Below are 20,946 nucleotides of genomic sequence, written 5' to 3' on the forward strand. Positions count from 1 at the left end.
TTTTGTTAGTCTGCCTCCAGTTCACAATCATATGACATAATTGTTAGGATATCACATTCAAAGCTCAATTTTCCCTTTTTACAGAGTGAACCATGGAAAGTTGAAAATAAAGATGAAAGAGGAGAACAGGATTACATCTGCCTCCCCCCCCCTTTTATAATGAAGATCAAAAAGAACGATTAGGTAGCTTTTTGATCTTCATTGTGTTACATGTTTGTTTTACGTTCGAGGATATTATAGTCCTTGCTTAGCAATGTATTCAACAAGGTCAACAACACGGTGAGAGTAACCAGCTTCGTTATCGTACCAAGAAATTACTTTTACCATGTTTCCTTCCATAACCATTGTAGAAAGTGAATCAATTGTTGAAGAAGATGGGTTTCCGTTATAGTCACCAGATACTAATGGCTCTTCGCTGTAAGCTAGTACACCGTTAAGCTCTCCTTCAGCTGCTTCTTTAAATGCTGCATTTACTTCGTCTGCTGTTACATCTTTGTCTAACTCAGCAACAAGGTCAACTAGAGAAACGTTTGGAGTTGGTACGCGCATTGCTCCACCGTTTAACTTACCTTCAAGCTCTGGAAGAACAAGTGATACCGCTTTTGCCGCACCAGTTGATGTCGGGATGATGTTCTCTGCAGCAGCACGCGCACGACGGTAATCTTTATGTGGAAGATCAAGAATTTGCTGATCGTTTGTGTAAGAGTGAACCGTTGTCATCATACCACGCTTAAGTCCGAACTTGTCATTTAATACTTTCGCAAATGGTGCAAGACAGTTTGTTGTACAAGAAGCGTTTGAAATAACATGGTGGCTTCCTGCATCATACTTATCTTCGTTAACACCCATAACAATTGTGATATCTTCTTGGTTAGCTGGAGCAGAGATGATTACTTTTTTCGCACCTGCTTCAATATGTTTAGCAGCATCGTCACGCTTTGTGAAACGGCCTGTTGATTCAACAACAACTTCAACACCTAGATCGCTCCACCCTAATTGTGCTGGATCACGCTCAGCTAATACTTTAATTTCTTTTCCATCGACAACAAGGTTTTCGCCTTGTACTTCAACCGTTGCATCAAACTTACCGTGAACAGTGTCATATTGTAATAAGTGTGCTAACATGTTTGCATCTGTTAAGTCGTTTACTGCAACAATATCTACCTCAGGGTTATTGATTGCTGCACGGAAAACGTTACGTCCAATACGTCCAAATCCATTAATACCAATTTTTGTAGCCATAATAAAATTCCTCCTTAAGAATATAAAAAATCGCTAATTTATCTTTCAAAGGGAAAACCCTTGAATAGCTTAACAAGAATCCTTAAACTTCATTCAAAATTGCTCTTGCTGCTCCTTCATCAGTGACAAGTACGTCACTAGGACCGTGCTTCATATATGCTTTAATGGCTTTTGCCTTTGAGGCTCCTCCTGAAACAGCTATGATGTGAGGAATGTCTTGCAAATCTTTCAGCTGTAAGCCGATAGTCAAGACTTTATGTATAATATCCCCCGACTCATCAAAATAATAACCAAAGGCTTCAGCAACTGCTCTCTCTTTTTCCAGTTTTTCTATAATTCCTTCTGGAGAGTTGCGTCGCTCGGCCATCTTTTTCGCATCACCAATCCCATGGATAACCATGTTTGCAGAACGAATCAATTCTAAAATTTGCTTAACTGATGGCTCTTCAATTAACGATTGGTAAGCATCATTACTTAATTGGTCTGGAACATGTAATAACTTATAACTGCCCATTGCTTTTCGCGCCATCGTTGCACAAATTGTATTCGCTTGGTTCTCTACTTGTTCACCAAGCCCACCACGCGCCGGGACAAACAACGCTTGTTTTAAGTCTGTATCTGGAACCATCATTTCTGCAACAGCAGCAATCGAAGTTCCCCCTGTTACAGCGATTGTGTTATCTGTTTCAGACAATTTCTTTTTCATAAAAGAAACACAAGCTCTTCCCATTTCTTTTTTTACCCATGTGAATTCATCACTATTACCAGGGACGATGATCACTTCTTTTAATCCGAGAGTGTTTTGAAGCTTTTCTTCCATCGAACGGATGTCGAAAACTTCTTTCATTACCTCTTCTAATTGAACTAGAAGGTTTTTCCCTTCTTCTGTTAACGTCATTCCTGCTGTGGAAAAATTGACAAGGCCTTGTTCCTTTAGAAATGTCACTTCTGTTCGAAGTGTTCTTTCTGACATTTCAATACTATTCGCTAACGCTCGCCTTCCAATTGGTTCCATTAGCCTGATGAATCGCAATACTCGAAACCTCATACCTAAAACATCGAGTAAATCGGGTAAAAGTTTTTTTTGGATTTCTAATAACATGTTCATGTAAAAAGCTCCTTTTTGCCGCTCGTTTATCGAGTGGGTTACTTTTCGTCCCTCGTAGACTTATTGTGTCCCACCTAAACGAAAAAAAAGACCATTTCTCTTTTTGCAACAATTTGGAAAAGGTTCGAGTCCTTTCAACTCTTATTGTAGCAAGGAAATGGTCAGCAGGCAACTGCTATTAACAAAATATTTTTTTTAGCTTCTCTTCAAGAGTATAGTAAGAAATAATTCCTTCATCTAATACTTCACCAGAATCACTTTCCAGAACCGGGATACGAATTTGATAAGTTTCTAACCACTTATCATTTTTATAAATGTCTCGCATCTCAATGTCAAATCGGTAATCTCGCTGAAGCTCTTTCACAACCGCCAAGCCTTTTATGCAAAGAGGGCAATCCTCTTTCGTGTAAAAATAATAAGTCGGCATCTTAATAGCTCCTTTAATCAAAACGTTTCCTTTGAGAAGATGATGGAATATGCATTTCTTCTCGATATTTTGCTACCGTCCGTCTCGAAACATGAATTCCATGATCCTCTTTCAGCTCATTTGCTAATTTTTGATCAGAAAGAGGCTTTTTCTTATTTTCTGCATCAACCATTTTTTTCAAAAATATTTTTACTTTCTCTGAAGATGCAGATTCTTCCGTTCCTTTTCCGACAGAGGACGTAAAGAAATATTTCAACTCATATAACCCTTTGGGGGTTTGCACATATTTGTTCGTCGTCGCTCTCGAAACAGTCGATTCGTGAACGTCGACTTCTTCAGCAATCTCCTTTAATGTTAACGGTTTCAAATGAGATGGGCCATACTCAAGAAATTCATATTGGTGACGTGCAATGGCTTCAGTTACTTTCTTTAATGTTTCTTGTCTTTGTTGAATACTTTTTATAATCCATTGAAATTGTTCATACTTTTGTTTGACGTATTGTTCAATTTCACTACCTTGCTCATTTAACAAAGATTCATATTTCTTATTCATAAGTAATTTCGGTAACTGCTGTTCATTTAAAACGACGATATATTGTCCTTGCACTTTTTTCAACGTTATATCAGGAACAACATACTTTGCTGGTTCTGTATGAAAAAGCGCTCCAGGCTTTGGATTCAACGTTTGGATATAATCAGCTACAAGTTGTATATCTTCGGTTTGAACCTCTAGTTCTTGGGCGATTTTTTTATATTGTTTTTTGGCTAATTCATCAAGATAACGATCGACAATGACTTCCGCTAACTCGTCACGAGTTTCCATTTGTCTAAGCTGGATGAGTAAACATTCCTTTAATGATGACGCTCCAATCCCATGCGGTTCAAAGCTTTGTAGTACTTGAATCGCTTCATCTACAAGTTCTATTGGTTCATCCATTTCACGCGCCATTTCTTCATACGTCTGGGTTAAATACCCGTTTTCATCGACACTTAATGCTAAATAAGTGACAATCCTCTTCATTTGCTCTTCTAAATGCAAGTAGCGAACTTGATTTAATAAGTAATCTTGCAGTCCTTCTTGTTGATCACTAATATGATCCAGTGGTGAATACTCATCATCATCATCGTCCTGATTACGGTGGGTGCTTCCATAGGAAGTTAAGGATGATGAGTCAAGTTGTTGCCGCTGAATGTCTTCATGAGCCTCATGATCTTTCAGCTCAATCAACGGATTTTCAAGCTGCTGCTCATGCAAATATTCACGTAAGTCGAGAACAGAATATTGTAAAATTGTTATTGCCTGACGTAATTCATTCGTCATGACCAGCTTCATTGATTGTTTCTGAAACAATCCAAAATCCATATTCATAAGGCCTTCCTCCCTAAGTCTATTATACATGATAACGTCCGACCTTTGTGCCTTTCATAGAAAAGAATACGAATGGAATCTTTTGTGAACTCGTTTTTGATTTTGGTTATTTTCACTCGCTTGGTCGTGCTGCGGCAAAGAAGACACCGTGAATGCGAACGAAGTGATGCATGAACGGATGTCGCACTTGTACCTAGAGGTGTAAGCGTCCGCCGTTAGCGAACACAAGTAAAAAAACAACAATGTTTACGAAAACAAGGCAGCTTCTTTGACACTCATAACAATAACACTTCCGTTATTACTTCTATGTCATTGATTCATGAAATTTTCTTTATTATACAAATGAATAGTTTGAAAAGGAGGATTTTCGGATATGATGGAGTATGTTATGTATATAACTTTTTTTAGAGGTAAATCATTTGACCTTTATTGACCTTTTTGGTTATCATAAAGGTGTACCATCAATATAATAAAGTGTTGTTCAAAAAGGGGTCAATTGACGAATATTTTTGAACATCCTCTTTAAAATCACATCCTGTAAGATAAATAAAGGAGGAGTATAGAATGAATTTAGTACCTACAGTTATTGAACAAACAAACCGCGGGGAACGTGCATATGATATTTATTCACGCTTACTTAAAGACCGCATTATTATGCTAGGAACGCCGATTGATGATAATGTTTCAAATTCGATCGTTGCTCAGCTACTATTCTTAGCAGCCGATGATCCAGATAAGGACATCTCATTATATATTAATAGTCCTGGAGGATCAATCACTGCAGGTATGGCCATTTATGATACGATGCAGTTTATTAAACCGAAAGTACAAACAATTTGTATCGGTATGGCTGCATCTATGGGTGCATTTTTACTTGCTGCTGGTGAGCCAGGCAAACGCTTTGCTCTTCCAAACAGTGAAGTCATGATTCACCAACCACTTGGTGGTGCACAAGGGCAAGCTTCTGATATTGAAATTCACGCAAAGCGCATTATTGAAATGCGCGAAAAACTAAACAAAATTTTATCTGAACGCACTGGTCAATCGCTTGAAGTCATTGCACGCGACACAGATCGTGACAACTTCATGGATGCCGTAGAAGCGCAAAAGTATGGCTTAATTGATGAAGTCATGGACAAAAAGCCGAATAGCTAATATCCACATTGAAGCCCCTCTGGATTTCCAGAGGGGCTTTTTTAATAACAATCATGTTATTGATCAATCAACATTTTTTTAGGATATGTCGATCGACCCTCGCTCTTATTCTTCAGATTCAATGAATGATACGAGTGAATCCATAGCCGCTTCTTCATCTGTACCGTCAATCATTAATTTGATTTCTGTATTAGCACTAACCGCAAGACTCATAATCCCCATGATACTTTTGGCGTTTATTTTTTTATCGTCTTTTTCAATAAAAATATCTGATTGGAATTTGTTTGCTTCTTGTACAAATAATGCTGCCGGCCTAGCTTGTAATCCTGTTTTCCTTTTTACTACAACTTGTTTTTCCACCATTGTCCTTCCTCCTTATCCCATTAAAAACGAATCAAATTTTATTTGCATTTTCATTCAAGCGCTTTCATCCCGCTTTTTTTGAGAAGCAGGAGTTAAACCTTCTCTCCTGCTCTTAATTTTGTAGCGAATTCATCAATTTTACGTAGTCTGTGATTGACACCTGATTTACTTACTTTCCCGCTTTGAACCATTTCACCTAGCTCTTTTAACGTCACATCTTGGTGCTTCACTCTTAATTCCGCAATTTCTCTTAGTTTATCAGGTAGAGTCTCTAAGCCTACTTCTTTTTGAATAAAACGGATGTTTTCTACTTGACGCATCGCTGCTCCGACCGTCTTGTTTAAGTTTGCTGTTTCACAATTAACGAGACGATTAACCGAGTTTCTCATATCCTTCATGATCCTTACATCTTCAAATCGAAGCAATGCTTGGTGTGCGCCAATGACATTTAAAAATTCACTAATACGTTCTCCTTCTTTTAAGTAGAGGATAAACCCTTTTTTTCTTTCTAATGTTTTCGCTTTTAAATCAAATTCATCCATTAAAGAAAGTAATGATTGAATGTGTTCCTCATAAAAAGAGAAAATTTCTAAATGGTAAGATGATGTCTCCGGGTGGTTCACTGACCCTCCTGCTAAAAACGCGCCTCTTAAATACGAACGTTTACAGCAATCTTTCTTAATTAACTCTGATGATATTTCTCGCGTAAATGCAAATGTTGCATCTACAATACTTAAATTTTCAAGCATATACCTTGCTTCTTTTGAAACTCTTACGACATACACATTGTTCTTTTTCAATCTCATTTTTCGGCGCACAAGAAGCTCAACATGGACATCAAAGATTTTCTTAATAAGCGTATATATTCGACGGGCTATTGCAGCATTTTCTGTCTGTATATCAAGAGTGATTTGCATTTGGCGTAAAGAAATCGATCCATTCATGCGAATGAGTGCAGCTAGCTCTGCTTTCGCACAGCATGGTTTCACATCTAATTGTGTTAGTTCTTTTTTCGTCATGGAAGCAAAAGACACCTGTCTCACCTCCAACTTTCTTAAACATTTTTTTACAGATAGATATCTATAAGTTTATAACATTGATACTAATCGTTGCGATAACTTCAATGCATCATGACGTAATAATTGATTTTCATAATATAGCAAGTCATCACCGATGATGTCTAGTCCCATATTCTTTAATCTACTTTCATCCACTTCGACTTCTGTTGCCCCTTCTTCTGCGTAACGCTGCGCATATGAAAATGGGATCTTCTGTGTATTCACTAAAATAGCGTTTAATAAGTCTCCGCCGACGTGATCATAAATCGCTTGAATATGATCGCCAGCAGAATAATGATCTGTTTCTCCGGGTTGTGTCATGACGTTACAAATATAAACTTTCCACGCCTTCGAATTCCGAATCGCTTCTGTCATCTCTGGTACTAGCAAGTTTGGAATAATGCTTGTATATAAACTACCAGGGCCAAATACAAGGAGGTCTGCTTCCTCGATTGCAAGTAGCGACTCTTGCAACGGTTCCGGGTGTGAAGGTTCAAGAAAAACACGTTTAATCTTCTTTCCAGAAAGAGGGATTTGGGACTCACCTTCAATATATGTCCCGTCTTCAAACTCTGCATGAAGAACAATCTCTTCGTTCGCTGCCGGCAGAACCTTCCCTTTTACATTTAATACTTTACTTAGCTCTTGCACTCCACGAGAAAAGTCACCTGTAATAGAGGTCATTCCTGCCAATAGTAAATTACCTAATGAGTGTCCACTTAACCCGTTCCCATTTTGAAAACGGTGCTGGAATAACTCCTCTACTAGCGGCTCAACTTCAGATAATGCGATTAAGACATTCCGCACATCCCCAGGTGGTGGGATTCTTAATTCTTTTCTTAATCGCCCAGAGCTTCCACCGTCATCTGCAACGGTCACAATTGCTGTAATATCAACAGGAAATGTTTTTAATCCTCGTAGTAAAACAGAGAGCCCCGTTCCTCCCCCTATAACAACGACGTTGGCTTTCTTCAACCTTCTCGCTTTCCTTTTTCATAGTCTCGATGGGTGGCGTACGTATGATACCCATCGTCAGCAAGACGTTTTTTAAAGTATTCAGCTAACGTAATCGAACGGTGCTTTCCACCTGTGCAACCGATCGCTAAAATGAGCTGGCTCTTACCTTCACGCTTATATTGGGGAAGAATATATTTTAATAAATCATGAAGTTTTTCAATAAACTGTTGAGTTTCTGTCCATTTTAACACATAATCGGATACTTCTTTATCAAGCCCTGTTTTAGGCCTCATACTTTCAATATAGTGAGGGTTCGGTAAGAAGCGAACATCAAATACTAAGTCCGCATCGATTGGAATCCCGTGCTTGTACCCAAATGAAAGAACGTGGACATTAAATACTTGCTTATCAGATGAAGAAAAACGCTGAATGATTCTTTCTCTAAGCTGTAAAGGCTTCAATTCAGTTGTATCAATGATCATTTGAGCTTGACCTTTTAAATCATCTAACAAATCACGTTCAACAGCAATTCCCTCTAGTGGAGGACCTCCACCTGCAAGTGGATGTGAACGTCTCGTTTCTTTATAGCGTCTCACTAACGCATGATCTTTCGCATCTAAAAACAAGATTTGTGGCTTTACCATAGACTCTGAACCAATCTTGTCAATCGATGTAAATAGTTGATCGAAAAACTCTCTTCCTCTTAAGTCAATAACGAGAGCAACTTTTTGCATCTTCCCGCCTGATTCTTTTACTAAATCAATAAATTTAGGAATAAGTGCAGGTGGTAAGTTATCTATACAGAAATATCCCATATCTTCAAAGCTTTGCACAGCAACCGTTTTTCCTGCGCCAGACATTCCTGTAATAATAACTAGTTCAAATTCTTGTTGGTTTTTTGCATTAACAGGCATTACCATCCCACCTTTATTTATTTTCTTTTACATCGAATACCTTTGTAGGCAATCCCGCAACTTCGAGGCGATAGGAAAGTAATTCATATGACTTTGAATACGTAAAGTTTCCATACATAATCCCTTCTCCTTTTAGAACATGGTCAAAAATTTCATAATCACCACGTGCCATAGGAAGGTTCAAAAAAGCATCTTTCTTTTGCCAAGCTAGTTGACCTTCAGGTGATTCTTCCAAAAGTTTTCCTGAGTGGTCCTTTGCATGAAATGTAAACATCATCCATTCATCAACAACGTTCCCTTTTTCTTCGATAATGATCGTAAAAATCCCTCTAAGTTCTGGCTCTTTTATCTTTAAACCCGTTTCTTCAATAAATTCTCTTGTCACACTCTCTAAAATGGATTCACGTTGTTCCATTTTTCCACCTGGTGCTACCCACCAGCCTTTACTAGGCTTTTTTAACATTAATACTTCGTCTTCATTTGTTAATAAACAATTTGTCACTCGTTGCAACTGTCTCACCTCTATTAAGTTTTCAGTGTACGCTCGAGTTGTTATACCATTATATTACAATACACTATTTATGAATGTGTATATAAGGCAAAAATTAAAATCATCATTAACACATTCAGTATATATCTATGACCAATGAAGAGTCATTGGAAATGATTTCTTTTAAAAGACAAGATTATAACAGATGTTGTTATAATTATACTACATCTTGCCTTCCACAACCAATAAGACGGTATGCCTTTTGCCTGGATTAGATGAAGAAAAATCTCCTCCTAAACTGAAACAAACCTTGTCTTCATCCCTATAAGTTTATGGCGACGCACGTTAGTTACCGATTATACGATCAAACTCTATATGTACAAAAAAAAAAGGCACGGGCATTTGCCCGTGCAAAGTGAATATATAAAAAGGGGGTCAATTACTAATTTTATAATAACCTTTTTTTATTTCAGCATTGTTACAGTTCAATTAAGTGACAGTTACTTTTTATTAAATCCCATTAATAAATGAAACATAGAGATATACAACTTTATTACAGCTCCATCTTCACATATATAACAGTTCATGAAAACGTTTGCGGTAGAAACCTATATCCTCAGTATCCTTTTCATTTTTTTGCCTGAATTACAAGGAAAATCTATTTGCTGTGCTTATGTTGTCGGAGGTTTTATAGGGGCAGATCAAAAAGGATATCCTAGGGGGCACGTGGCAATAGCTAATGGTCGGTACCCTCTTAAATGATACGTCATGCGTGTAGACAAAAAGGGGCTAAAGTTATATTAATTTTAAAAAGACCTCCTGACTGGAGGCCTTTTTCATTATGAGTTGGATGTTTCCTTTAACTCTTCCATTAAATTTTCTACGTAATGCTGGACATTTTGAGCTGCGATACTACCATCACCTGTTGCTGTTACAATTTGACGAAGCGTTTTTTCTCGAATATCTCCTGCTGCAAAAACACCAGGAACTTTCGTTTCCATTTCTTCGTTTGTTTCAACGTAACCATCTGCATTTGTAACCCCTAAGTTAAGGAACGGCTCATTGATTGGTAACATACCGATGTAAATAAATACACCGTCTGTCTTAAATTCACGCTCTGAACCATCTTCCTTGTTTATAAGCGTGACACTGCCTACTTTGCCATCTTTTTCGTTAATTTCTTTTACGACGTGACTCCAAATGAAGTCAATCTTTTCGTTGTCAAACGCACGGTCTTGTAAGATCTTTTGTGCTCTTAATTCATCACGACGGTGAATGACTGTTACTTTACTTGCAAAACGTGTTAAATATACGGCTTCTTCAACGGCAGAATCTCCACCACCAACGACAACAAGCTCTTTATTTTTAAAGAATGCGCCGTCACAAACTGCACAATATGAAACACCTTTTCCGCTTAATTCTTTTTCACCAGGTACATCTAATGATTTATACTTGGCACCTGTCGTAATAATGATCGCACGTGCTTTGTATTCACCGTTGCCTGCAACAATGCGTTTATATTCCTTGCCATCGATGATTTCTTTGACATCACCATATTTGTATTCTGCACCGAACTTCCGTGAGTGTTCAAACATTTTATTCGACAAGTCTGGACCAAGAATATGGTCATAACCTGGATAGTTTTCAACATCCTCCGTGTTCGCCATTTGTCCGCCAGGAACCCCACGTTCAATCATAATGGTTGAAAGGTTTGCTCGTGACGTATAAACAGCCGCTGTCATTCCTGCAGGACCAGCTCCAATAATCGCTACATCATAAATTTTTTCTTCGCTCATGGTTCATCTCCCCTAGTGAAATGAGTATTTAGTCATTCTTCTTGTTTGACTCAACTCTATCCTAAGTTAAAACTAACTAAAAATCCAAAAACCTGCTCACGCTTTCTCGAAAATGTGTCTTCTACAAGAGTTGCCAAATGCAAGACCTTTCAAAACCTTTACTTCAAGTAAAAAAGATATTTGGAAGGTTGAAGAATGACGAAAGGGGAACAGGTATATTATTATATAGTTTTCACGATTGCAGTTTAAAACATACGATAAAGAATGTTACTGAGTCATTAGCTGCTCTTTGTAATAAAACCATTCATCTTTCGGCAATGGATAATCTGCTTCATTTTCCATCGCAGCTACATAATCATTAATCATACCTTCATTTTCACGATCAAGTCGTTTCAATCTTTCCCATAGCTTTTCTGCCGTTTGTTTTTCGCCATTTTTCCACGCTAAAATCGCCATTTGATGGTAAAAAGCAGTAGGCTTCTGGAAAGAACTGCTACGATGAAGTTTTTGAAACCATTTATAAGCTTGTTGATATTGTTCTAAAAAGTATAAGGTTCTTGCTAAATAATATTGATGAGCCTCTGTCATCGGTCTTAAATGGACAACGTTTTCTACCCATGTATTTGCTTGTGGGTCATCTGTCCTATTCAATAGATCACACATAAGGCATTGTGCTAAAAAGTTCGGTTCATTTTTTAGTAATAAGTTTTGTAAGATCGACTGCGCTTCTTCAAGGTTTCCTTGATTCATTAAAGCTTCAGCAAGATACGCATAAACATCCCAATCTTGTGGTTGTTCAGTTAGATGTCCTCTCGCTTCTTTTTCTGCCCAATCAAAATCACCTTTATTTAAATAGTCAATGACTAATTCATCTTGTTTAAGTGGCTCAATTTCCTCACTGTCTTCACTCAAAATGTCTTCACTATCAATCATATCTAAAAGAGAATGAGCATCCTCAGAAAAGTCTCCTTCAGGGTCTAGCTCTAAATATTTATTAAGGTGGCTTTTTGCTTCTTCAAGTTTTCCAAGATGAGCAAGATTATTTGCATAAAAGAAGAAGCTTTCACTTAATGACTCATCACCTTTTTCGATAAGCTTCTCTAAGATAACATTTGCCTCTTCATACTTACCCTGCTCAGCAAAAATAATCGCTAATTGACACTTAAACACAGGCTCATCTGGTTCCATGCGAATTGCTCTTTCAATAAAGTTAATCGCGTGCTTTATATTGCGGTTCTGATAAGCTTCGATCCCCTTTTTATAAAAGTATGCACCATTTTGCAAAAACGGGATGATCTGCCCTCTTTTTTCTTTTACATTCGTATTCCGCACGTATAGAGCCCTCCTATCTTTCAATCACTTTAGAGAGTATAACACGCAGCCTTTGAATGAACAACGCAATGTTCACAAAATTGTCGGGGACCTGGTCCCTGACATTTTTGTGAACTTACTGCGCAATATACATGTTCTTTCTCGTTTATCCTCAAGATAATTGTAGCTTTATAAGTAGATCGCACTTCGTCCGCGACATAGAAGACACCGTGAACCCAAGCAATGTGAAGGGCGAACGGATGTCGCACTTGTGCCTAGAGGTGCAAAGAAGACACCGTGAACACAAGCCAAGTGAAGGACGAACGTACTTCTGACTAGAGGTGAAAGCGAGTCGACAAAAGCGAATGGTCCGATTATTAAACTTATTTTCAGGATAGACAATAATAATGAATGTATGGAGTGAAAAGGATATGAGAGAAAACATAAATAAAGACGAACAGCTAGCTACTTTAGCAGTACAAGGAGCAACGGAACAATTTTCCACTACGATAAATGTTCGATCCCATCAATTTTTAACAGATGAGCCTGAAGAGTTAGGCGGAACGGATCAAGGTGCGAACCCATTAGAGTATTGTTTAGGTGCATTAATTGGTTGTATGAACGTTATTATTCGAATGGTCGCAAAAGAATTAGAGGTAACAATAAATGACCTTGAACTTGCGGCAGACGGGACATTTGATGAGCGCGGATTAATGGGTGAAGGTAATATTAGGCCGTATTTCCAAACGATCAATGTACATGTGACGATTCATGCTGGGACTATTGGCGATGGGGTGAAAGAACAACTTATCCAGCAAGTTGAATTACGTTGTCCAATGTATACGATGTTAAAAGCTAGTCAAATTTCCTTTCATACGAACTGGGATTGGAAATAACCACAACAGTATCACGCTCTTGCCCAATCTGTTATTTATAGAAGAACTAGTGTCATTCGTGATGAAAGGGACACTAGTTCTTTTTTATTTCATCACTGAAATTTAATGAAAGCTTTACCATCCAGAGATGAAGGATGAGTTATATAGCTTTTGGACATTATTAAAAATAAGTAAGTTAGAAGAGGATGATAAATGGAGGGAAGAAATATAACCATGAAAAAAATCATGTTCTTAGTATTGGCAACAGCACTTGTTGCTTGTGGCGGTGAAGCTGAGATCGAACGTGTTGACGATACAGAAGAAGACATCATTGAAGATGTAGAAACTGGAACAACCGAAGATGAAGGAGAAGTCGAAGATATTGTAGAGCCTGAAGAGGAAAAAGAGGAAGAGGTTGAAGAAGATCTATCTATTGGTGACGCTGTGATGTTTAATGGAGTTCAAATCACATTAGATGATGTTCGCATTGATCACGGGACTGATGAATGGGACGCTCCAAACAACGATCAATACGTGATTGTTCATTTAACAATCGAAAATACATTAGAGGAATCATACAACGTCTCTTCGATGCTACAAATGAGCTTATTTGATGAAGAACACTACTCTCAAGATTTAGCTTTTATGGCAGATACGAAAGGCTCGTTAGATGGAGAACTTGGACCAGGCCGAACGATGCGTGGTGAAGTCGCTTTCGATGCGGATGAATCCAATTATTATGAATTTATTTTTGAAGATCCCTTTACAAGTGGCCAGGCCATTTGGGAGTTCGAAATCAACGAAGATAGCTAATAAGTCATTATCTCCGGTTTACATTTTTAACCAAGTGCCAGGTGCCTAGAAATCACTTTCCAGGTTCCTGGCACTTTATTTTGCATTAATTTCCGTGGCGTTCCTTTAGCCTTGCTAATATATCATCAAGTGGTAGCTGCTGTTCTCTTAAGAGAACGAGTAGGTGGAAGAGAAGATCTGCACTTTCCCATGTTAGTTCCTCTTTATCTTTGTTTTTCGCTGCAATGATCACTTCTGATGCTTCCTCTCCGACTTTCTTCAAAATCTTATCGACACCTTCTTCAAATAAGTACGTCGTATAAGAACCTTCGGGACGTTCTGCATCACGCTTTGCAATCACTTCTTCTAACGTATTTAAAATCTCAAAACGATCATCGTTAGCTTCTACCGCTTCACCTTCACCAGCTAGTAAACTGTCTGAAAAACAACTATATGATCCTTTATGACAAGCTGGACCTGCTGGCTCAACAAGAACAACTAGAGCGTCCTCATCACAATCATAACGAATGTCAGTGATCTTTTGCGTATTCCCGCTCGTTGCTCCTTTATGCCACAATTCCTGCCTTGATCGGCTGAAAAACCACGTTTCTCGCGTTTCCACACTTTTTTTCAACGATTCCTCGTTCATATAAGCGAGGGTCAATACTTCTTTACTTTGCGCATCTTGCACAATTGCAGGTACTAGCCCCTTTTCATCAAAACGAACGTTTTCTATGTTCATCTGATCGACAGCCCCCTCTCCTTTAAATACTCTTTCACTTCAGCAACAGACGTTTCTTTATAGTGGAAAATTGACGCAGCTAAAGCTGCATCTGCTTGCCCGGCGTCTTCAAATACATCGTAAAAATGTTCTTTCGAGCCAGCTCCGCCTGAAGCAATGACAGGAACGGAAACAGCTTCACTGACCGCCTTCGTTAAGGAGAGGTCAAACCCTGTTTTTGCCCCGTCTTGGTCCATACTCGTTAATAGTATTTCGCCTGCGCCACGCTTAACGATTTCTTTTGCCCATTCGATGACTTCACGCTCTGTTTCCTGACGGCCGCCATGTGTATAAACGCGCCATGACCCGAGCTCTTCATCCCACTTCGCATCAATCGCAACGACAATACATTGCGAGCCAAAGTAGTCAGCACCTTCAGTGATTACTTCTGGTCGTTTCACTGCCGCCGTATTTAACGACACTTTATCTGCGCCAGCTCGTAGAATTCGCTTCATATCATCAACGGTATTAATACCGCCACCAACGGTAAACGGAATGGCCAGCTTCCCTGCAACTTCTTCAACAACGTCCACCATCGTTTCACGGCCTTCGTGTGATGCGGAAATGTCTAAAAAAACAAGTTCGTCTGCGCCTTGCTCATCGTAAAATGCAGCGAGCTCAACAGGATCCCCTGCATCTCGTAAATCAACAAACTGAACGCCTTTAACGACACGCCCTTCTTTTACATCTAAACACGGAACGATTCGTTTTGTAAGCATCAGGACGTCACCTCCGCAATCGCATCTTTCAGTGACACTTTCCCTGTATAAATTGCCTTTCCGATAATCGCGCCAGATATCCCGTCGTTTTCAAATTTCTTGAGCGTCTTCACATCTTCAAGAGAGCTGACGCCACCTGAAGCAATCACTTGTTTTCCAGTCACGCGACCAAGATTGGCAATCGCCTCAACGTTTGGTCCTGACATCATCCCGTCCCGGGAGATATCTGTCATAATAAATGTCTTCGCACCATATGACGCTAATTCTTCACCTAGCTCTTCTGCTTTCACCTCTGACGTTTGCAACCAGCCATGTGTAGCCACATAACCATCTCGTGCGTCAATACCGATCGCGATTTTTTCCCCTCCGTACTGTTTAAGCATCGACTTCACAAAGGATGGATCTGAAATCGCTGAGCTTCCTAAAATAACGCGTGAAACACCATTATCTAAATATGCTGCGACGCATTCTGCTGTACGGATTCCTCCACCAATTTGAATGTTTGCCCCTAGCTGAGCGGCTGCTTGACGAACAACATCATCATTGACTGGCTTGCCTTCTTTCGCTCCATCTAAATCGACCATATGAACCCATGACGTTCCTTGCTCATAAAACGACTTTGCCATGTCAAAAGGAGAGTCTCCATACACGGTTTCTTGATTATAATCACCTTGTAAAAGACGGACACACTTTCCGCCACGAATATCAATTGCTGGATAAATTGTGAACATACTTTACTCTCCTCTCCACTCTGTAAAGTTTTTCAGCATTGTCATGCCTAATGTACTGCTCTTTTCTGGATGAAACTGCGTTCCCCACACGTTCTGTCGTCCAACGACGGCTGGAACGAGTTGCCCATACTGGGTTGAAGCAATCAACACATCCTCTTCGCATACTTCAACCACGTACGAGTGCACAAAGTACACATGACCTGCCGGGACCTCATTTAGAATGGGATGATTAAGTTGATGAACACGCAATTGATTCCAACCCATATGTGGTACTTTATACGATCGTCCATCGTTTGTAACCCCAGGAAAACGTCGAACGCTTCCTGGTAATAAACCGAGTCCTTCAGTTAACCCATTCTCCTCACTATCATCAAATAAAAGCTGCATACCAAGGCAAATCCCTAAGAGTGGCCGGCCTTGTGATGCCCAATTCTGAATAAACGAGATGAGGTCTCTTTTTTCTAACTCTTCCATTCCATCGCGGAAAGATCCTACCCCAGGCAAGATGAGACTATCGGCTTTCTGCAATTTCTCAACATCCTCTGAAATAAACGGTGTTACCCCAATACGCTCCAACGCTTTGGTAACACTATGTAAATTCCCCATCCCATAATCGATAATTCCAATCATCATAAACTTCCTTTCGTCGAAGGTACACCTTTCACTCTCGGATCAAGAGATGTCGCTTCATCAAGAGCACGACCTAACGCTTTAAAAATGGCTTCAATAATATGATGCGTATTTTCTCCATAATGAACAATCACATGCAAATTCATCCGAGACTCTAACGCGAACTTCCATAAAAATTCTTTTACAAGCTCTGTATCAAACGTACCGACTTTTGCGGCTGGAAGCTCCCCGCGAAACTCCAAGTGGGGACGGTTACTTAAATCAACAACCACTTGAGCTAACGCATCATCCATAGGTACAAACGCATTTCCGTAACGACGAATCCCTTTTTTATCTCCTAACGCCTCTTTTAATACTTCGCCGAGGACGATCCCAACATCTTCCGTCGTATGATGATCATCAATTTCTGTGTCCCCCTTAGCACAGACATGTAAATCAAATAAACCATGTCGGGTAAAAAGATCAAGCATATGGCTCATGAACGGAACATCCGTGCCAATATTTGCGTTCCCTTCACCATCTATCGAAAACTGAAGTTCAATCTCTGTTTCATTCGTTGTTCTTTTTCGGCTACTTTGTCTGTTAAGATTCTCCATCTTGATCCTCCATTCGTTGTTCAACTGCTCTAGCATGGGCTTCTAATCCTTCTAAGCGTGCAAAGGCTGCTATTTTTTCACCATTGTCTTGAAGTGCTGCTTTTGAATAAGAGATAATACTCGATTTTTTCGTAAAGTCTTCAACATTTAACGGACTGGAAAACCTCGCCGTACCATTCGTTGGTAATACGTGGTTCGGTCCGGCAAAATAATCACCGACCGGTTCAGAACTGTGTTCCCCAATAAAGATTGCCCCAGCATGACGGATCTTTCCTAGATGTGCCCATGCCTCTTCAATCATTACTTCTAAATGTTCAGGAGCGAGTTCATTGACAGCCTCAATTGCTTCAGACAAACCATTGGCTACATAAATCGCACCGAAGTTTTCAACCGAAGCTTGCGCGATCTCCCGCTTTGGAAGAGATGTAAGCTGATTTTCCACTTCTGACGCAACTTCTTTTGCGATTGTTTCACACGTCGTAACGAGAACAGCAGAGGACATCGGATCGTGCTCTGCTTGTGAAAGTAAATCAGCGGCAATGTAGGAAGGCTTCGCACTACGATCAGCGAGTACGACAATTTCACTAGGGCCTGCAATCATATCGATATCAACTGTGCCAAAAACAAGTTGTTTCGCTATCGCAACAAAAATATTCCCAGGACCAACGATTTTATCTACTGGCGCAATTGTTTCTGTTCCGTAGGCAAGTGCAGCAACTGCTTGAGCACCACCGGTTTTATAGATTTCCTTTACTCCCAGTTCTGCTGCTGTCACGAGAACTACCGGGTTTAGAGAACCATCTTTTTGTGGCGGAGAAACCATCACGATCCGCTGAACACCCGCAACTTGCGCTGGAACAACATTCATTAAGATTGTTGACGGATATGCCGCTCTTCCCCCTGGAACATACACACCAACAGAATCAAGTGGTGTGACCTTTTGTCCGAGAATCGTCCCGTCATCTTTCGTCGTCATCCAAGACTGCTGTTCTTGACGAGCATGAAAGTCTTGAATATTGTCTCGTGCTTCTCGGATAATCGCGATCGTTTCTTCATCGACCTTCGAATACGCTTCTTTTGTTTCTTCTTCTGTTACGCGAAAATCATCGAGGCTGACACCGTCAAACTGTTCTGTAAACCGTTTCAGTGCTTCGTCTCCTTCACTTTTTACGTTCGAAATGATATTTATGACAGATTGCCTTTGTTCTTCTGTACCTTGGTCAATCGATCGTTTTAGCGACACGCTTTCTGATAAGGGGATGATCTTCATTCGGCATTCTCCTTTTCAATCACTGTAGCTAAACGTTCAACCATCTCGTCAATTTGTGCCGATTTCGTGCGATAACTAACAGGGTTGACGATAAAACGAGAGGTGATTGACATCATCGTTTCTAATTCAACAAGTCCATTTTCTCGGAGTGTTCTCCCTGTTGAGACGATATCAACAATTCGATCTGCAAGACCAACAATTGGTGCTAATTCGATCGATCCATTCAGCTTAATCACTTCTACTTGTTCACCTTGCTGCCTAAAATATTCTGAAGCAAGGTTCGGATATTTCGTCGCAATTTTTGGTGAGATATCTGCTTTCGGATTATATGTCGGAAGCCCCGCAACAGCCATGTAACACTCGCTAATTTTTAAGTCGAGTACTTCATACACATCTCGCTTCTCTTCGATCATTGTGTCTTTACCGGCAACACCGACATCGGCAACACCATGTTCAACATAAGTCGGAACATCCATCGGCTTTGCTAAAATAAATTGCATGCCTGCTTCAGGTACTTCAATAATGAGTTTTCTCGATTCGTCAAATTCTGGAGGTAGAGGGTATCCCGCTTCACGGAGAAGAGAGACGGCTTCATCAAAGATGCGACCTTTTGGCATCGCTACGGTTAATAGATCTTCTTGTAGTATCATTGCTTGCTCCCTCCATTCCCATTCGATCCTACTAAGTAGATGACTTCACGAAACTGTTTTGTAAACGCATCGACGTTCGTAAGTCCTGTAATGTCTTGCATCACGGCTGAGCGACCTTCGGCTCTGAGCTCTTTCGCTTGCTCCATTGCCTCTTTACGCCGTTCTTCACTGAAAACAAAGCAAACATCATGTAAGACCGCTTCTTTCGTTTTACCTAACGCTTCTGTCAAGCGATCCAGGCGAACGCCAAATCCTGTTGCTGGCTCACCGCCATTGAATTGGTTTAACAATTGATCATATCGTCCACCACTCCCAAGTGGGTAGCCGAGTTCATCACTATACGCTTCAAAAACGGTTCCAGTGTAATAACTCATATGCATCACTAAATTTAAGTCGATCAGAACATGATCTGTTAGGTTATAAGATTCGAGAACGTTCATCAAGTTTTCAAGTTCATTAAGTGCTTCTTTCCCTTCGTCAGTTTCAACAAGGTCACGTGCTTTTTCAATGGTCGTAGGACCACCTTTTAATCCGAGAAGGCCATTCAAACGTTGTTTATCGATTGATGAAAGTGGAAGCTGATCGACCTCCTGGCGAAACCCGACGTAGTTTTTTTCATATAAATACCGTCGGAAAACTCCTGCTCGCTCATCACTCCCGAGAATATCTTTCAGTAAAGCATTCACGAAGCCAACGTGTCCGACCGCAATTTGATAAGATTGAAGACCAGATTTTTCTAACGACGACATCATCAGTGCAATCACTTCTCCATCAGCACTATTTGATTTGTCACCGATCAATTCAATACCGACTTGTTCGAATTCGGCAGACTTCCCACCTTCACGCTGCTGTGATCGAAAAACTGGCGCATCATACGTTAAACGTAACGGGCGCTCCGCGTTTTTTAACGTTGAAGCAACGATCCTTGCAATCGGGGCTGTCATGTCTGGACGTAAAACGAGGGTATTTCCTTCTTGGTCCAGCAGTTTAAAAAGCTGTTGATCAAGGATCGCTGATGCTTCTCCAACAGTGTCGTGAAATTCTAGTGTCGGCGTTTCAACGGGTGAATAGCCCCAACATGCAACTTCACTTAAGATTGATTCACGCACTTGGCGTTTTAGTTCGTACAATTCAGGTAATGTATCTCTCATACCAATAGGTTTTTCAAACATATACCGCTTTGACATTTGTGATGACACCTCAATTTAATATAAATTTATGATTTCTGTATTTTCTGCGCTATCCACGTTATAGTATGTGGAAGTTTTGTTGATTGAATAAGGATAGTTCAGGTAAAAATAAGGTTACTTTCTCGATTCTTTGTTCGGTTTTTTGCTTTAGTGTGCTAATGTGATAACGGATTAAAGATGATAATTAGTAGTCTACAAGGGTTAGAACCATCCGTCAACAGAAAAGGGAGGATTTTTCAGAAGTTTTTTTGTATTTAGGTACCTCATATTAGATTTTTATAGATTACATATTTATTTAAAAAGAGGTCTTGTATATTCGTTTATTCTTTCTATTATTCATGCATTGAGTCCTACATATTTGTGTCTGACTCAGTTGACCCGGACTCAATTTTGCAGAACTCGATTTTCAAGAAAACTCAAGTAAGTATATGAATGAACGAGGTCAGACATCTCCCAAGCGAATTCACTCCTCCCCTGCTCGCATTCTCACCTTTTTTCCAACCAAAACAATTGTGATGACTT

At 39.8% G+C, this 20,946-nt stretch carries 22 protein-coding genes; 3 read left to right on the forward strand and 19 right to left on the reverse strand.

Annotated features, from left to right (window positions below):
* Positions 1 to 234: 234 nt before the first annotated feature.
* The 4 genes from gap to rpoN form a co-directional block, all read right to left on the reverse strand.
* Positions 235 to 1,242 carry a type I glyceraldehyde-3-phosphate dehydrogenase gene (gene gap / locus LGQ02_RS17715; RefSeq protein ID WP_226515632.1) on the reverse strand — a complete coding sequence of 336 codons (1,008 nt, stop codon included), beginning with the start codon at positions 1,240 to 1,242 and terminating at the stop codon, positions 235 to 237.
* Between the two features lie 82 nt (positions 1,243 to 1,324).
* Positions 1,325 to 2,350 carry a sugar-binding transcriptional regulator gene (locus LGQ02_RS17720; protein WP_226515633.1) on the reverse strand — a complete coding sequence of 342 codons (1,026 nt, stop codon included), beginning with the start codon at positions 2,348 to 2,350 and terminating at the stop codon, positions 1,325 to 1,327.
* Positions 2,351 to 2,528: 178 nt separating this feature from the next.
* Positions 2,529 to 2,777 (reverse strand): glutaredoxin family protein, encoded by a 249-nt coding sequence (locus LGQ02_RS17725; RefSeq protein WP_226515634.1) that lies wholly within the window; start codon positions 2,775 to 2,777, stop codon positions 2,529 to 2,531.
* A gap of 13 nt (positions 2,778 to 2,790) precedes the next feature.
* Positions 2,791 to 4,146, reverse strand: a complete 1,356-nt coding sequence (gene rpoN / locus LGQ02_RS17730; protein WP_226515635.1) for an RNA polymerase factor sigma-54 — start codon at positions 4,144 to 4,146, stop codon at positions 2,791 to 2,793.
* A 564-nt stretch (positions 4,147 to 4,710) separates the two neighbouring features.
* Here rpoN and clpP point away from each other — a divergent pair.
* Positions 4,711 to 5,301: an ATP-dependent Clp endopeptidase proteolytic subunit ClpP gene (gene clpP, locus LGQ02_RS17735; protein ID WP_226515636.1), complete on the forward strand. Its 591-nt coding sequence runs from the start codon at positions 4,711 to 4,713 to the stop codon at positions 5,299 to 5,301.
* Positions 5,302 to 5,406: 105 nt separating this feature from the next.
* On the opposite strand, the gene LGQ02_RS17740 is transcribed toward clpP, so the two are convergent.
* The 7 genes from LGQ02_RS17740 to LGQ02_RS17770 form a co-directional block, all read right to left on the reverse strand.
* Positions 5,407 to 5,664: an HPr family phosphocarrier protein gene (locus tag LGQ02_RS17740; protein ID WP_226515637.1), complete on the reverse strand. Its 258-nt coding sequence runs from the start codon at positions 5,662 to 5,664 to the stop codon at positions 5,407 to 5,409.
* A gap of 92 nt (positions 5,665 to 5,756) precedes the next feature.
* The gene (gene whiA / locus LGQ02_RS17745; protein ID WP_226515638.1) at positions 5,757 to 6,698 is read right to left on the reverse strand and encodes a DNA-binding protein WhiA; all 942 of its coding nucleotides are present in this window, start codon (positions 6,696 to 6,698) and stop codon (positions 5,757 to 5,759) included.
* A 54-nt stretch (positions 6,699 to 6,752) separates the two neighbouring features.
* Positions 6,753 to 7,697, reverse strand: a complete 945-nt coding sequence (locus tag LGQ02_RS17750; RefSeq protein WP_226515639.1) for a gluconeogenesis factor YvcK family protein — start codon at positions 7,695 to 7,697, stop codon at positions 6,753 to 6,755.
* Positions 7,694 to 8,593: an RNase adapter RapZ gene (rapZ, locus tag LGQ02_RS17755; protein ID WP_226515640.1), complete on the reverse strand. Its 900-nt coding sequence runs from the start codon at positions 8,591 to 8,593 to the stop codon at positions 7,694 to 7,696. The genes LGQ02_RS17750 and rapZ overlap by 4 nt, the downstream gene beginning before the upstream one ends.
* A 13-nt stretch (positions 8,594 to 8,606) precedes the next feature.
* Positions 8,607 to 9,113: an NUDIX hydrolase gene (locus LGQ02_RS17760; RefSeq protein WP_319003489.1), complete on the reverse strand. Its 507-nt coding sequence runs from the start codon at positions 9,111 to 9,113 to the stop codon at positions 8,607 to 8,609.
* Between the two features lie 809 nt (positions 9,114 to 9,922).
* Complete coding sequence (gene trxB / locus LGQ02_RS17765; RefSeq protein ID WP_226515642.1) at positions 9,923 to 10,879, reverse strand: thioredoxin-disulfide reductase; 957 nt, start codon at positions 10,877 to 10,879, stop codon at positions 9,923 to 9,925.
* 267 nt (positions 10,880 to 11,146) lie between these two features.
* Positions 11,147 to 12,211 carry a tetratricopeptide repeat protein gene (locus LGQ02_RS17770; RefSeq protein WP_226515643.1) on the reverse strand — a complete coding sequence of 355 codons (1,065 nt, stop codon included), beginning with the start codon at positions 12,209 to 12,211 and terminating at the stop codon, positions 11,147 to 11,149.
* 410 nt (positions 12,212 to 12,621) lie between these two features.
* Here LGQ02_RS17770 and LGQ02_RS17775 point away from each other — a divergent pair, with 410 nt between their 5' ends.
* Entirely contained in the window at positions 12,622 to 13,086 is a 465-nt protein-coding gene (locus LGQ02_RS17775; RefSeq protein ID WP_226515644.1) for an OsmC family protein, read from the forward strand.
* 213 nt (positions 13,087 to 13,299) lie between these two features.
* Positions 13,300 to 13,878 (forward strand): DUF4352 domain-containing protein, encoded by a 579-nt coding sequence (locus LGQ02_RS17780; protein ID WP_226515645.1) that lies wholly within the window; start codon positions 13,300 to 13,302, stop codon positions 13,876 to 13,878.
* 85 nt (positions 13,879 to 13,963) lie between these two features.
* Here the strand turns inward: LGQ02_RS17780 and hisIE are convergent, their stop codons facing one another.
* The 8 genes from hisIE to LGQ02_RS17820 are packed head-to-tail and all read right to left on the reverse strand — an operon-like array spanning position 13,964 to position 20,421.
* Positions 13,964 to 14,599, reverse strand: coding sequence for a bifunctional phosphoribosyl-AMP cyclohydrolase/phosphoribosyl-ATP diphosphatase HisIE (gene hisIE, locus LGQ02_RS17785; RefSeq protein ID WP_226515646.1), 636 nt, complete (start codon positions 14,597 to 14,599; stop codon positions 13,964 to 13,966).
* Positions 14,596 to 15,357 (reverse strand): imidazole glycerol phosphate synthase subunit HisF, encoded by a 762-nt coding sequence (hisF, locus tag LGQ02_RS17790; RefSeq protein WP_226515647.1) that lies wholly within the window; start codon positions 15,355 to 15,357, stop codon positions 14,596 to 14,598. The genes hisIE and hisF overlap by 4 nt, the downstream gene beginning before the upstream one ends.
* Positions 15,357 to 16,088 (reverse strand): 1-(5-phosphoribosyl)-5-[(5-phosphoribosylamino)methylideneamino]imidazole-4-carboxamide isomerase, encoded by a 732-nt coding sequence (hisA, locus tag LGQ02_RS17795; protein ID WP_226515648.1) that lies wholly within the window; start codon positions 16,086 to 16,088, stop codon positions 15,357 to 15,359. Before hisA ends, hisF begins: the two co-directional genes overlap by 1 nt.
* A 3-nt stretch (positions 16,089 to 16,091) precedes the next feature.
* Positions 16,092 to 16,718: an imidazole glycerol phosphate synthase subunit HisH gene (gene hisH / locus LGQ02_RS17800; protein ID WP_226518368.1), complete on the reverse strand. Its 627-nt coding sequence runs from the start codon at positions 16,716 to 16,718 to the stop codon at positions 16,092 to 16,094.
* Positions 16,718 to 17,314 carry an imidazoleglycerol-phosphate dehydratase HisB gene (gene hisB, locus LGQ02_RS17805; protein ID WP_226515649.1) on the reverse strand — a complete coding sequence of 199 codons (597 nt, stop codon included), beginning with the start codon at positions 17,312 to 17,314 and terminating at the stop codon, positions 16,718 to 16,720. Before hisB ends, hisH begins: the two co-directional genes overlap by 1 nt.
* Entirely contained in the window at positions 17,301 to 18,584 is a 1,284-nt protein-coding gene (hisD, locus tag LGQ02_RS17810) for a histidinol dehydrogenase (protein ID WP_226515650.1), read from the reverse strand. The genes hisB and hisD overlap by 14 nt, the downstream gene beginning before the upstream one ends.
* The gene (gene hisG / locus LGQ02_RS17815) at positions 18,581 to 19,234 is read right to left on the reverse strand and encodes an ATP phosphoribosyltransferase (RefSeq protein WP_226515651.1); all 654 of its coding nucleotides are present in this window, start codon (positions 19,232 to 19,234) and stop codon (positions 18,581 to 18,583) included. Before hisG ends, hisD begins: the two co-directional genes overlap by 4 nt.
* Positions 19,231 to 20,421, reverse strand: coding sequence for an ATP phosphoribosyltransferase regulatory subunit (locus LGQ02_RS17820; RefSeq protein ID WP_226515652.1), 1,191 nt, complete (start codon positions 20,419 to 20,421; stop codon positions 19,231 to 19,233). Before LGQ02_RS17820 ends, hisG begins: the two co-directional genes overlap by 4 nt.
* Positions 20,422 to 20,946: the final 525 nt, after the last annotated feature.

Origin of the sequence: Bacillus shivajii (assembly GCF_020519665.1) — a bacterium.
Classification (GTDB): domain Bacteria; phylum Bacillota; class Bacilli; order Bacillales; family Salisediminibacteriaceae; genus Bacillus_CA; species Bacillus_CA shivajii.